The organism is Streptomyces sp. NPDC008150 (assembly GCF_042956945.1).
Classification (GTDB): Bacteria; Actinomycetota; Actinomycetes; order Streptomycetales; family Streptomycetaceae; genus Streptomyces.
Window position 1 is genome coordinate 97182 of the sequence record NZ_JBIBHJ010000012.1, and the last position, 13706, is coordinate 110887.

General features: G+C 71.7%; 10 protein-coding genes and 1 pseudogene. 2 read left to right on the forward strand and 9 right to left on the reverse strand.

Annotated features, from left to right (window positions below; translation table 11 throughout):
• Positions 1-112: 112 nt before the first annotated feature.
• Positions 113-1108, forward strand: coding sequence for a phosphotransferase (locus ACFZA0_RS26820; RefSeq protein ID WP_391021548.1), 996 nt, complete (start codon positions 113-115; stop codon positions 1106-1108).
• On the opposite strand, the gene ACFZA0_RS26825 is transcribed toward ACFZA0_RS26820, so the two are convergent.
• From ACFZA0_RS26825 to ACFZA0_RS26840, 4 genes are all read right to left on the reverse strand, one after another.
• A complete protein-coding gene (locus ACFZA0_RS26825) occupies positions 1092-2030 on the reverse strand; it encodes a phosphotransferase (protein WP_391021550.1) in 939 nt (312 codons plus the stop codon). The genes ACFZA0_RS26820 and ACFZA0_RS26825 overlap by 17 nt on opposite strands.
• A 7-nt stretch (positions 2031-2037) precedes the next feature.
• On the reverse strand, positions 2038-4707 hold the full coding sequence (locus ACFZA0_RS26830; protein ID WP_391021552.1) for an ATP/GTP-binding protein: 2670 nt from the start codon (positions 4705-4707) through the stop codon (positions 2038-2040).
• Positions 4708-4991: 284 nt separating this feature from the next.
• Complete coding sequence (locus ACFZA0_RS26835; RefSeq protein WP_391021831.1) at positions 4992-6212, reverse strand: spore photoproduct lyase family protein; 1221 nt, start codon at positions 6210-6212, stop codon at positions 4992-4994.
• 56 nt (positions 6213-6268) lie between these two features.
• Entirely contained in the window at positions 6269-6511 is a 243-nt protein-coding gene (locus ACFZA0_RS26840) for an HVA1 family protein (protein WP_391021555.1), read from the reverse strand.
• 731 nt (positions 6512-7242) lie between these two features.
• Between ACFZA0_RS26840 and ACFZA0_RS26845 the strand changes: the two are divergent.
• Positions 7243-7925, forward strand: a pseudogene (locus ACFZA0_RS26845) (phosphotransferase).
• Between the two features lie 42 nt (positions 7926-7967).
• Here the strand turns inward: ACFZA0_RS26845 and ACFZA0_RS26850 are convergent.
• From ACFZA0_RS26850 to ACFZA0_RS26870, 5 genes are all read right to left on the reverse strand, one after another.
• On the reverse strand, positions 7968-8300 hold the full coding sequence (locus ACFZA0_RS26850) for a hypothetical protein (RefSeq protein ID WP_391021557.1): 333 nt from the start codon (positions 8298-8300) through the stop codon (positions 7968-7970).
• A gap of 984 nt (positions 8301-9284) precedes the next feature.
• Positions 9285-9440, reverse strand: a complete 156-nt coding sequence (locus ACFZA0_RS26855) for a hypothetical protein (protein ID WP_391021559.1) — start codon at positions 9438-9440, stop codon at positions 9285-9287.
• A 191-nt stretch (positions 9441-9631) separates the two neighbouring features.
• A complete protein-coding gene (locus ACFZA0_RS26860) occupies positions 9632-11548 on the reverse strand; it encodes a glycogen debranching N-terminal domain-containing protein (RefSeq protein ID WP_391021561.1) in 1917 nt (638 codons plus the stop codon).
• Positions 11545-12909: a hypothetical protein gene (locus ACFZA0_RS26865; RefSeq protein WP_391021563.1), complete on the reverse strand. Its 1365-nt coding sequence runs from the start codon at positions 12907-12909 to the stop codon at positions 11545-11547. The genes ACFZA0_RS26860 and ACFZA0_RS26865 overlap by 4 nt, the downstream gene beginning before the upstream one ends.
• The gene (locus tag ACFZA0_RS26870; RefSeq protein ID WP_391021833.1) at positions 12906-13706 is read right to left on the reverse strand and encodes a TIM barrel protein; all 801 of its coding nucleotides are present in this window, start codon (positions 13704-13706) and stop codon (positions 12906-12908) included. Before ACFZA0_RS26870 ends, ACFZA0_RS26865 begins: the two co-directional genes overlap by 4 nt.

The window sequence follows — 13706 nt, forward strand, 5'->3', positions numbered from 1 at the left end:
CCACACAGCACTCTGCACACAGCACACAGCACACAGCGGCAACGACGATGCAGGGAACGGCTCTTCGGCCATGGCTCGGGCGGAGACGAGAGAAGAAGGAGTTCCACCCACCATGGCCCGCTACACACAGCTCACACCCCCCGACGTACGGCGCATCTGCCACGGTTACGGGCTGGAGGCCGACCGCCTGGAACCCATCGACGGCGGCATGGCCAACTCCAGCTATGTGGTGGCGGCCGGTCAACAACGTTACGTGCTAACGGTTTTGGACAACCACACCTTCGCCTCCGCCAAGAGTCTCTCCCAACTGCTGTGCCAGCTGGGAGAGAGGGACCTGTCACCGATCCCACTGACGGCCACGGTCCCCGGCTCGGGCCGAAGCACGGGCACGGGCATGGGGAGCAGCATGGTGACCAGTCATCGCGGACGTCCCGTACTGCTCAAACCCTATGTGGAAGGCGCGTGTTGGGACACACTGTCCGCCGGGCTCCTGTCACGGACGGGGGCCGCCATGGCCGCCGTCCACAGTCTGCCGCCGGACAGCCTCGACGTGCCTCACCAGGGGCGCCGGCTGACCGCGGAGGCCCGCCGCCGCTGTCGGGACTTCACCGACCGGGAGTTCGCCTCGTGGCTGCTCGACGAGTGGGACCGCGTCACGTCCTTCACCGAGCGGGAGGTGAAGGCGACCCTGGTGCACGGTGACCTGTTTCCCGACAACATCGTCGTGACCGCCGACGACGAGGTGGTGTTCCTCGACTGGGAGACCGCGTCGCTCGACGACCCGCTGATCGACCTGGGCATGGCCGTGGTCGGGCTGTGCCGGAACGAGGACGGGGTCTTCTCGCCGGAGATGGTGCGCAGCCTGGTGGCGGGTTACACGGGCGCGGCACCGTCGGCCGACGTGGACTCCGCGGCGCTGCGCGACGCCTCCGTGTACGCGGCGATCGTCATCGCCTACCACCGCTACGTACGCCACCACATCACGCACCCGTCCCCGGCGAAGCAGGATCTCTACCGCGAGGTCCGTCCGCTGGTCGAGGCCGTGCGGGCGCACTGGCCCGCCGACCTGCCCACCGGGGCGGACAGCCGGGTCAGCGCCGTCGTGTGAAGGACAGCGCGTCGGCCGTCTCGGCAACCCTGGTCATCTGCTGGAACAGGTGGGCCTTCGCCGGGTCGGGAAACCTCACGTGGTGCCGGTTGTATCGGTGGAACGCGATGATCAGCGCCGCGTACTCGACGGCGGAGGGCAGCCGTCGCAGGTCGGACTCCGTCAGGTCCACCACCTGCCGGTAACCCGCGACGAACGTCTCGGCCCGCGCAGGTGACAACCCCTCCCCCTCCCGGGCGTGGCCGACCAGGGCCATGCCGACGTCGAGGAGCTGGTCGTCGACCGTCGCCGTCTCCCAGTCCAGGACGGCCAGGGTCCCGTCGGGGCGTACGACGATGTTGTCGGCGTGGAAGTCGCCGTGGACGAACCCGCACCTGGCGTCGTCGGCCGGTCCCTCGGCCGCCGTTCCTCCGAGACGGTCCAGGCGCGCCGTCAGCCAGTGCGCGAACCGCCTGTCGGGGAAGGTTCCCACGGCCCGGAGATGGTCGGCCGAGAGGCGGCGGGTGGCGACCGGCAGGGCCAGTCCCGCGGTGGGAATCCCGTGCAGTTCGCCGAGCAGACGCCCCGCCGCGCGCAGGGACTCGGGCGGCAGCGCGGGCAGGGTCCGTCCCGACAACCAGCGCTTGAGGATCACGGGGCGCCCGTGCGTCTCGGTGACACGGCCACCGTCGAGGGTGGGCACCAGTTCACTGGTGGGTGCGCCCCGCCGTAACAACTCCTCGGTGAGCGCGGCGAGTCGGGCCGCGCCGTCCGCCCCGTGGTTGTCGAGGACGGTCAGGACGAACCGGCCGTCGGGCGAGGTCGCGAGGAAGCTGGAGTTGGCCATCCCCCCGTCCATAGGCACGAGTTCGAGGGCGGTGAGCCCGTACCGCGCCTCGATCAGCGGGAGATCGAGGTCGGCGGCGGTGGTGTAGGAAGCCATGTCCGTATTATCCGGGCGCGTACGGGATACGGCGGCGACGTCCCGCGACCAGGGCCGCCCAGCGGTCGGCGGTCCGCCCGGGCCCGTCGATCCAGTCCGAACGGGGCAGTTCGCGGACCGCTCCCGGTACGGGTCCGGGTCCGTCGGTCATGAAGTGGGACAGCTCGACCAGGTAGGCGAACTCCGCCCCGCGCACGCAGCTTCGCAGCTGTTCCCGGGCGGTCGTGGCCAGCCGGTCGTCCTCCGCGACCGCGGCGTGGAAGCAGGCGGCGAGGCGCGCGTACGCGGCCGACGACGTCAGGCCGCTCGCCTGCGCCTGTGCCACCACCGCCTCCGCCCGTTCCGGCAGCGCCTCGTCCGTTCCCGCGTCACGCAGCAGTTCGGCGATGTCCACCTGCACCGTGGCCCAGCGGATGTCGGCCTGCCGCAGCATGGCCCGCGCCCTGTCGATCTGTTCCTGCGCCCTGCCGCGGTCCTCGAACGCCGCGGCGAACGCCAGGCACGCCTGGCTCAGTGCCGCCTCGCCCCGCAGCCCCAGGGACTCCGCCTCGTCGCGTGCGGAAGCGTACGCGGAACAGGAGGCCGCGATGTCGCCCTGGGTCCACCACAGGTCTCCGAGCACCCGGAGCCTGCGGCCGTCCGGTCCGAGGACCTCGGCAGCCTCAAGGACCTCGGGGAAGCGTCCCAGGCGCCTGCTGAGGTGCACCAGACCGCGTGCGGCGCGCTGCGAGAGCCGGCCGCCCGCCAGGGCCACCCGGCGCATACCGGCGGCGGAGTCCTCCAGGCGGCCGAGGTCGCGGGCGCACTCGGCCAGGTGGTACTGGGCCAGTTCCTCCGCCCCGGACGGCAACAGGCCGGAACCCAGGGCGCGTTCCAGCAGGTCGGCCGTCTGCTGCCGGTGGACGTGCTGGCGGCTGGCCGTCGCGTGCAGGACCGCCGCCAGGGCCTCGGCGGGCGTCGCGATCCGCGCGGGGTCGACGTCGAGGTCGATCGGCTCCCAGACGGAGTCCTCGACGTAGGAGAACGCGGCGGCGGTCAGCCAGCCGGGGTCCAGGTGATGGTCGCGGGCAAGTCGCAGCCCCTGGCGCAGGCAGGCCAGCAGAAGTCCGCGCCGGCCCTGCGGCCCGGCCGCGCCGAGTTCCTTCCCGAGCGCGTCGAAGGCGCGCCGTGCCGCACGGTGCCAGTCGGCGTCGCTCCACCGGTCCGCGCTGTCGGCGTCCGTGTTGCGGATCGCGTCGCGCACCAGGGCGTGCAGGTGGAACGGCCACGGGGCGGACGGGTTCTGGTCGATGAAGGGCCTGTCGATCAGTTGCAGGGCGGGCGAGTCCCGGTCGTAGCCCGCGGCGGCCGTGGCCAGTTCGACCGAGAAGGAGTCCAGCAGGCTCACCGCCCGCAGCACCTGGCGTTCCTCCACCGACAGGTCACGGAAGGTACGCGCAACGAGGGCGGGGAAGTCGAAGTTGAACTCGTCGGGGCTCGGACTGCCGCCGCGCTGCCCGTACAGGTCGAGGAAGCGCATGACCGCCAGGTCCAGGAACAGGGGCAGCCCGCCCGACCGCTGGACCACCAACTGCCGGGTCTCGCCGTCCATCAGGGGTTCCCCGTGGGCGGTCAGCCGACGGCACAGGTAGCTCTCGCAGTCGTGCGCCGACAGGTATCCGACGCGGTGCTGGCGCGGGTCCTGGTCCGTCCCCGGGGCCAGCAGCGGCCAGGCCCGCGGGCCGGCCCAGTCGAGCTGGCCCTCCAGCCTGGCCTCGTCCCACTGGAGCCTGTTGCGTCCGGTCACCACGAAGAGCGCGTTGGGCATGAGCCACACCACCCGCTGCACCAGGCGTTCCAGCTCCCGGTGGCTGCGGTCGCCGACGTCCTCGAACGTGTCGAGGAACACCACGGGCAACGCGGCCTGTTTGGCGGGCAGGCAGGACAGGTCCCAGGCGAGCAGGTGGGCGTAGTAGCTGAGCGTCTCCAGGTCGGGCTCCGCCTCCAGCAGGTCCGCCAGGCGACGGCACCGGGCCAGTGCGCGCACCTCCTGCCAGTGCTCCCGCAGGGCCCGTACGACGGTGCGCAGCCCCTGGCCCACGACACTGCCGACGGTGCCCGGCATCAGCAGGGCCTGCGCCAGGTCCGACAGGGCCGACTCGACCTGGGACGGCAGGGTCACCGTGCCGGAGAGGCGGTTGAGGAGCCGGCTGCCGCGCAGGTGTTCCGCCAGCGACTGCCCGGGGTGGTTGGCCTCCCACCAGCGGCGCAGCGCCAGGTCGAAGGCGGGCATCGGCCGCCCAAGCTGTGCCACGGAGAGCCGCAGCGCCAGTATCAGCGCCTCGAAGTCGTTGCCCGCCTGACGCGACAGGTCGATCCGTACGGGGAGCAGCCGCACGCCGAGCTCGGGAAGGGGCTGCCACTGCGGAGGCCCCGTGCTGCCGTCGGCGAGCTTCTGCGCGGCACTGCGGGAGAGCATGGTCTTGCCGATGCCGCCCACACCGTAGAAGACCAGTGTGTTGCGGCGGGGCTCCTCCAGGTCCTGGACGTCGAACCCGGGGGTCGTCATCGCGGAGAGGCAGCTCGCCACGCTCCGGGCGACGGCGTTCCACTCGTCCTCCCGGTCCGAGAAGACCTCCTCCGCGGACAGGTCGTGATGGTTGGAACGGAACAGTGCGCGCAGATCCGAACGCGTCATCTCTTCCCCCGAGTTGGTCCCAGTCGTTCGCCAGTCGTTCGCCGGTCGCTCGTCAGTCGATCTCCAGTCGATCCCGAGTCGACCCGAGCCGGTCCGAGTCGGTCCCGTGGTGCACGTCCCTGCCCACTCTCGACCGGGTCGGACAACGGGCGCAACAGCGCCTCCCGGCTGTGTCCTGAATGGGCACCGGTTGGCGGGGACGCGGCCTGAAGCAGCGGCACGCAGGAGGCCGGAAAATGACAAACGGCTTACTGTGCAACCAAGTTGAGTGGGCGTCAGGGGGGCTAGAAGGCGTACCGGATGCGCAGCCAGGGTGCGTGTGCGGCGATGAGTTCCCGCATGCGGGCGAGTGACTTCCGCTTGACGTCCTGTGCGTACCGGACGTTGAGCGCGCCGTTCTGGGAGCGCTTCGCCTCCTGGGCCCCGGGCTGCCACAGGACGTCCTCGGCCCGGGGGTGCCAGCCGAGGTTGACCTCGTGGAGCGCCCGGTTGTGGGTGAGCATGATGATCTCGGCGGCGGCCTGCTCCTTCACGCGTGCGGGCAGGACGTCGTCGAGGTGGGTGAGCAGTTCGGCCCAGTCCCGCTGCCAGCCCGGGCGCAGGACGACGGGCGAGAGGTTGAAGTGGACCTCGTACCCGGCGTCGAGGAAGTCCGCGGCGGCGGCGATCCGTTCGTCGACGGGACTGGTGCGGATGTCCAACAGCCGTACGTCGTCGGCCGGCATGACGGAGAACCGTACGCGGGTGCGCCCCTGGGGGTCGTAGCCGAGCAGGTCGGGGTTGACGAACTTGGTGGCGAACGATGCTTTGGCGGTCGGCAGTTGACGGAACGCGGCGACCAGGTCCGCGGTGTTGTCGCAGACCAGGGCGTCGACGGAACAGTCGCCGTTCTCGCCGATGTCGTAGACCCACGCGTCCGGATCGCACTGGTTGGGCTCGGACTTGGGCCCCTGGGCGCGCACATGGCGTTGGACGTGGGCGACGATCGCCTCGATGTTGGTGAACAGCGTGATGGGGTTGGCGAATCCCTTGCGGCGCGGAACGTAGCAGTAGGCGCAGGCCATCGCACAGCCGTTGGAGGCGCCGGGGGCGATCCAGTCGGCGGACCTGCCGTTGGGCCGGGTGGCGAGGGAGTGCTTGACGCCGAGGACGAGCGTCTCGGTCTTGACCCGCACCCACCGGGCCACGTTGCCGTCGTTGCCGTGCAGGGACGGAATCAGCCAGTGGCTGTCGACCTCGGTGAGGCGCACTCCGCCGGGGCGCCCGTCCGCCCCCTCCGGCCGCCCCGCCCCCGTCAACCGCGCCATGATCTGCCGGCCGCGCGGGGTGTCGAGGGCGGCAGGCTCGGCGTAGACCTCGCGGACGTCGAGCATGCGGCGGGCGCGGGGGCTGTCACGGAAGGGCTGGGACGGCGCGGCGGGCAGCGGGGCGGCGGCCTCCGACCATGCGAAGAGCGCCTGCTGCTCGGGTTCGGCGCCCCCACCGCCGCCCGCCCCGTGAGGCACCTCCGCCCCATGGGGCACCTCCGCCCCGCCGGACGCTTCCGCCCGCGAACTGTCCTTCACCTGGAACTCCCGCCCTCCTTCCCCGACCTCTTGCGCAGGGACTCCGGCCGGTGAACGGCCCGGCGGCCGGAGTTGTCACTCTCGACCTCGTACTGGGGCTCGTCGGCGGACGCGTCGACGGTGCGCCCGGCCACCTCCGCGCGGCCGGTGACCTTCTTCTTCACCTCGCCGGGGACGGTGTGCCCGTGACTGCCCCAGGAGACCCGGTCGCCCTTCCTGAGCTTCTTGTCCTTGGCCATGACGGATACGCCTTCCATCGGGGGCTTGCGGCCCGGGGCCGCCGAGGCACCGCCGACCGGCGACGCCCTCTGCCCTTCCAATGTCCCGCCGACCAGGAGATGACGCATGCGGGAGCGGGACGGGGCGCCCCTGTGGGCAGAGGGCCAGAAACGTCAACATGAATGTACGCAGAATCGCTGTGCATATTGTTGACAATCTCGTAGCGTGCTCGACGCCTTGATCCCGAGGCAGGCAAAGCTACTTGGCGCTCAACGAGGAGACTCCATGCAGCGACTCTCGACGTCCTCCGGACGCACCGCGCTTTTTTCCCCCCCGCAAGAGTCCAGGAAGGACGCGCCCCTGCCCGCAAGCGCCTCCTGCGCGGTATGGCGATCGCCGGCTCCCTCGCCCTGACGGCGGTCGTGACGCCGGCCTCGTTCGCGGTCGCGTCCCCCGCGCACGAGCGGGGCCATGTTGTGGACGCTCAGGACGCGGCGCTGGCGTTCGACAGGAGCGCCTACACGCCGATCACCGTCACGGTCGACGGCCAGCCGGTCAACGTTCGCTGGTACAAGGAACTCTGCTACGTCGCAACCCGGTCGCCGCCGCCGCGCAGCAGCCCGGGATGGGCGGGACCACCACCATCGGCAACACCCGTTGCGGCTACGAGTCCATGAACGTGTTCGTGCCCGAGAGTGCCTTCGGGGACCAGCGGGCGCCCATCTACTTCGCCGTGAAGAACTCGGGGTGGATGGCCAGTTACCTCAAGGCCAGCGTCACCGCCGGTGCCTCCTGCAACAGTTCGACGAGCAACGTGGGCGCGGCGCTGAAGGCCGGTTACGTCTTCGTGGACGTCGCCAACCGCAGCCGCGGGCTGGTGGGCGCGGACGGTTCGTCGCCGGGCAAGGCCCCGGCCGCGGTGGTCGACGCGAAGGCGGCGGTGCGCTACCTGCGTCTCAACGACGCCGCCATGCCGGGCAGTGCCGAGCGGATCGTCGTCAACGGCACCAGCGGCGGCGGCGCGCTCTCCTCCGCCCTGGGCGCCTCCGGCAACGACAGCCAGTGCGACCCGTACCTCGCGGCGATCGGCGCGGCCGGCATCGACGCGGCGGGGCGCAGCACGCTGCGGGACGACGTGTTCGCGGTGAACCTCCAGATCGCCCACGTCTTCGTGGACAGCGACGAGGTCACCGGGATCATCGACTGGTCCGAGGCGGGCCGGGGTGACGCCCTGTACGACCTCGCCACGTTCACACTCGGACACGAGGACACCTCGCCGAGGTCCTCACCGGCTACGGAACCGCCGTCGACCTCGACGTGATCCGCGCATGGTGGTCGGTCCGCAGCCTGCAGGCGGTGCGCTGGCTGGCCGAGCACGGCTTCGACCCTTTCGCACCGGGGTGCGAGGTGGACGTGCTGAGGTCCCGGACGTGAGGAAGCACGACACATCTGACGAATCGTCAGGCACCGTCGGGTCTACGCCCTCCGCCTCACGCTGACGACGATCTCGGCCATCAGCGTCAGGATGGTCAGCACCACCCAGCACACCAGGCCGAGCAGCCCGGACGCGAGCACGTAGACCGAGTTGTAGTCCATGCACGCGAAGAGGGGCGAGCAGTGGAGGGTCCGCGGGTCCGGCGCGGGCCCCGTCGTCTGCCAGCCGATGACGACGAAGAACCCGCAGACGACGGCCGCGGTGGACAGCGCGATCCACCGCAGCCGTCGGCTCCCCCACCAGGTCGGGATCCATCCCACGAGGAGCACCGCGGGCAGGACGAAGACCCAGTCGGGCACTATTCCGGCCTGCACGCTGCGTCATCTCCTACGGGCCCTACAAGCCCTATGGTCCTTCGGGAAAACTCACGGAAAGAGGGACCTTCGGTCATGCCCCGATCCCCCGAAAGCCTAGGAGAACAAGCCCGCCGAACAAGATCCGCGCACATTCCTTGACCCGCCCATGAGGAAGCCATGACCGCATCCGGCGAACCACCGGACACGGCCACCGCCCCTTCCCTATCGATCAGTTGACGAAGTCGCTTTCCCTGTAGGCCAGTTGACGAGGTCGCTCTTGTAGAAGACGCTCGCCTCGAAGTGGTCGGTGTCGGCGGTCTGCCTGGAGGAGTGGCCGAAGGCGAGTCGCGAGGCACCCGAGACCATCCAGATCGCCGCTCCCTGGGGCTCACGGCCGTTGAGCGAGGCACCGGCGCCGGTCGCGAACTTGTCTTAGTACGCGCCGCCGGTCGCGTTCAGGTCAAGGGTCACCAGGTATGGAGGAACCGTGGCCGAACCCCTGGATCATGGAGGCGCCCAGGACGTTGCCGGCCAGGTCCGTCCGGGAGATCCTAGGAGGTCCGGTTCGGGACGCCGTACAGGAGGTACGCGAACCGGCCGCAGAGCGCGATGCCCTGGAAGAGGTCGGCGTCGGTCAGGCCGAGTTCGGTCGTTGTTGGGGATCGCGCGCTCGGCGATCCGGTTGTCCTGGCCCAGCCGTCCCGCGACGGCGTCCGCCATCGAGAACACCGCGATGCGCCAGACGCGGTCGGCGGGCTCCTTGCGTCGCGTAACGGACCAGGAGGCGGTTGGCGTACGGGTCGATCGCGGGCCGCGGGAGCTTGGCGAAACTGTCGATCATTTGGGCGTGGAGCCGGCCGGCGCCGGCGCGCTGCCATACCTGTGGATCGAGGGCGGCGACTCCGACGAACGGCGCGGGCGAGACGCTCGCGCGCTTCCGGTACGCGGACGGGATGGTTCTGAAGTACACGGATCCCGACACCCCCATCTGGAACCGGACCCCTACAGGTCGCCGTTGTGGCCCGCGCTGGTGCCCACCCGGTGCTGGGCGAAGTACATCTGCGCTTTGACGTGGTCGTACGCGAAGGACTGCATCGCCCAGTACGGCTGGTGGAGGAAGTGGCCGACGTCCAGTCGAGCGATTGATCTCAGCCGCACGGACGACGGGCGCGATGCGGCGCCCCGGGGGCTCGCCGCCCGGGCGCGGACCACACAGACGCTCCCGCACGCCGTGCTCCGTGTCGTCGACCGTGCAAGCGCATCGCCGTCCATGAATTCGGCCATGTCCCGGGCGGGGTGGGCGCCCCGGGCGGCCTGCCCGCTCCCGCGGGGAGTGGGCAGGCCGTCTCTCACGCCGCTGCCTCCCCCGCGGCCGTCGGCCCCTGTCCGACCGCGCTCAGCAGCGCCAGCGGGGTGGCCGCCGCCCACGCCTGGGGCGAGCAGGAGTGCGGATAGGGGACGGGGGTGGGGTGCTCGTCGCGGCCGTAGCCGGCCATCACTTCCGGCAGCCGCCAGTCGTGGAGCGCGGCGGCGTCGACCAGGCCGCGGGCTAGGGTGTGTGCCTCCGCCGTCAGCCCGGCCTTCGCCAGGCCGAGCGCGACGATCGCGTTGTCGTGCGGCCAGATGCTGCCGCGGTGGTACGACAGCGGGTGGTACGGGCGCTGACCGGAGGCGAGCGTGCGGATTCCCCAGCCGGAGAAGAAGTCCGACCGCATCAGCCTGCGGCCGGTCGTGGCGGCCAGGGCGGGCGGGAGTATCCCCGACCAGAGCAGGTGTCCCGCGTCGGAGGCCAGCGCGTCCACCTGCCGGCCCTCGCCGTCCAGGGCGAGCGCCGGGAACTCTTCGTCCGCCATCCAGAAGTGGCGGGTGAACCGGTCCCGCAGTTCGGCCGCCTCGGCCTCCAGCAGGTCGGCGAACGCCGGGTCGTCCCAGACGGTGCGGGACAGACGGGCCGTGCGGACGAGCGCGTCGTACGCGTAGCCCTGCGCCTCGGCGACGGCGATGTCCCCCGTCGCTGGGGTGCCGTCGCGGAAGCAGATCGCGCCCGCGGAGTCCTTCCAGTTCTGGTTGACCAGTCCCCCGTGGGCGTCGCCCGACCGGTAGACCAGGTACCCGTGGTCGCGCAGTCCGCCGTCGGTGAGGAGCCACCCCACGGCGGCCCTGGCGTGGGGCTCCAGAGCGCGGGCCAGGGCGTCGCCCGCGACGTCGGTGTAGGCGGCGAGCAGGACGAGGAACAGCGGGGTGGAGTCCACCGAGCCGTAGTAGCGGCCGTACGGGATCTGGCCGAAGTGCGCCAGTTCGCCGTGCCGTATCTCGTGCGCGATCTTGCCCGGCTGCTCGACGCGGGTCTCCTCGTGCGCCGTGCCCTGGACCGCCGCGAGGGCGGGCAGGGTGGCGGCGGCCAGTTCCGGGGCGTAGGGCAGGGCGAACAGCGAGGTGAGCAGCGAGTCGCGGCCGAACAGCGTCAGGAACCACGGGATGCCGGCGCCGGGCGGGCGCAGTGCCTCGCCGTCCGCTCCCGCGGCCGGGACGCGCAGGGACTCCAGGTCGGCCAGTCCCTGGCGGCAGGCGTGCTCCAGCTCGGGCCACGATGTCGCGGGCCGGTGGGCGACGTGCAGCGGTCCGGCCGGGGGCAGCGGGCGCGCGGCGGGGTGTTCGGGCCGTGCGGTCAGGGTGATCGTCGTCTGCTCGCCGGGCTGGAGCTTCAGCTCCCACCGCAGGTGCAGCCGGGTCGAGCCGGGTGCCTGGTCCACGGTGTCGGCGGGGGGCGCGCCCGTGATGTGCGTGCCGACCCGCCACGTGTCGCGCGTGCGCGTGAGGACGGCGCCCTCCGCCGAGCACGTGACCGCGTGGACGGCGCCGGGGGTGTCGTAGTGCCGGTCGTCGCCGCGCAGTTCGAACTGGTCGGCGAAGTCGGCGTCGGCCTCCAGGGTGAGGGCGACGCGGATGTCCGCAGCACTGTTGGAGCGGACGAGGAGCCGCTCGCGCAGGACCCCGTCGCTGACTTCCTGGCGCCGCCACAGGGTGTACCGCGGGGGCTCGTCACGGGTGCCCGGCGGGGTGAGGACGGCGGTGTCGCCGTCCGCGGTGAGCCGGGTGAGGGGGGCGCCGTCCGCGGTGAGCAGCCACCTGCTGAGGTGGCGCGTGTCGTGCTGGAAGAGGCCGTCGGGCGACGTGCCCCGGTGTCCGTGGATGTCGCCCGCCGCGTCGAGTGCCGCGAACGTGCCGTCGTGGACGAGGAGCCGCCGGTCGGTCGGGTCGGTCATACGAACTGCTCTTCCTGGAGGAGGTCCAAGGTCAGGGCGGCCGTCCAGCTGAAGTCGCGGATGCCGCGCCCCTCGCCGGTGAAGGGGTCGACGTACTCCGCGAAGCCGCTGGTGACGGCGGCGTTGCCAAGCCGTTCGCGCAGGGCCGCCGCCGCCGCGTCCTCGCCCCGGGCCAGCAGCCCGCGGTACACCAGCCAGGCGGTGTTGAACCAGGCCGGCCCGCGCCAGTAGCGGGACGGGTCGAACTCGGCGCTCTCCAGGTCGAAGCTGGGCGGCAGCACGGTCGTCGCGAGGCGGAAGTGCGGTCCGCGCACGGTGTCCAGCAGGACGTCGGCGACGGGCGCCGGCAGTCCGGGCAGCAGCAGCGGCACGAGTCCGGAGATGCTGCGGCCGGGCAGCGGAGCGGGCCCGCCCCCGGCGTTGAGGTCGCGGGCCGCGAACAGGCCCTGGTCCGGGTCCCACAGGCGGTCGACGAGGATGCGGGTGAGGTGTTCCGCGCGGTGCAGGTGGGCCAGCGGGTCCGCGTGCAGCTCACTGGCGATGTGGGCGAGGGCGTACTCGGAGGCGATGAGCAGCGTGTTGAAGCAGGGGTCCTCGACGGCGAACCCGTGCGGGCCCGCGTCGTCGTAGCCGCTGTCGCGGTACTGGGTGGCGAGCCGCACGTAGCGCCCGTAGTCGAGGTCGGTGGGGCGGTCGGCGGCGGCGCTGTGGTCCAGGTCGGCGCGCCGGTAGTCGGCGGGCGGGACGGGATGTACCCGGCTGAGCGGCGCGTCCCACACGGGGCTGTTGTCCAGCCCCGCCTCCCACGGGTGGACGATGGCCGCGAGCCCGGCGCCGCCGAGGTCGCGTGCGTCGAGGAGGTACCGGTGCCAGGCGGCGAGGCGCGGGTAGAGGCGGGCGAGGAAGTCCCGGCGTCGCGACTCTCGGGGAGCGGCGAGGTGGACGTGCCAGGCGGCGAGCGCGTGGACGGGCGGCTGGACGATGCCGGAGGTGTGCTGTCCCGCCGGTGCGCCCCGCTCGTGGCCGTCGGTGGTGGAGCGCCAGAAGTCGGGGCTCGGGAAGTAGGCGTCGTGCGGGACCGCGGGGCTGAACACGATGTGCGGCAGCCGTCCGTCGCCCCACTGGGCGCTCATCAGGTGTTCGAGTTCGCTCTGGGCACGGCGGGGCGAGAGGTGGCGTAGACCGAGCGCGATGAACGCGGAGTCCCAGGACCACTGGTGGGGGTAGAGCGAGCGGGAGGGGACGGTGAACCGGCCCTGCCAGTTGCGCAGCAGGACCCGTACGGCGGCGGCGCGCACCGCCGCGCGGGACGACGGCGAACCGTCGGTCGCGGGCGGGGCGCCGAGGGCGGCGAGGCTCATCGGGCGGCTCGCCGCAGGAAGGCCGGGATCGAGCGGACGGCTTCGACCGGGTCGCCGGTCAGCCGGCACTCGGCGGCCAGGTAACCGTCGTATCCGGCGGAGCGCAGCGCACCGAGCCAGGCGGGCCAGTCGAGGTGGCCGGCGCCGGGCTGGAAGCGGTTGGAGTCGGAGACCTGAGCGTGCCCGATGTACGGGGCGTACTCCAGAATGGCCGCGGCGGGGTCGGCCTCCTCGATGTTCATGTGGTACGCGTCGATGCCGATCCGGACGGAGTCCAGGCCGACTTCGCGGATCAGGTCGGCCGCCTGTTCCAGGCGGTTGACCATGTGGTCCTCGTAGCGGTTGAGCGGTTCCAGGAAGAGGGTGACTCCTTCGGCGCCGGCGTGCTCGCCCAGCTCGGTCAGCCCGGACAGCAGGATCTCGCGCTCCTCCTCCTCGCCGCGCGGCGGCTCGAAGGGCGGCAGGCGGCGGGAGAACATGCCGTAGCTGGCGGGGGTTTGGGCACCGAGGCCGCCCAACTCGCCGATGACGGTGAGCTGGGACTTCATCTGGTCGATGGCGTCGCGGCGCAGGTCGGCGTCGAAGGCGCCGAAGAAGTGCAGCATCTCGACGCACACGGTGGGCATGACGACGCCGTCGGCGAGCGCGCGGCGCAGTTCGGGCAGGCGCGACGCGAAGTGCAGGTCGCCCTTGGCGCGCAGTTCGACGGCGTCGTAGCCGACCTCCTGGGCGAACTCCCACTTCTGCTGGAGGGTTTCGCCGGGCAGGAGCTGTTCCTGGCAGGCCGTCTTGAGGAT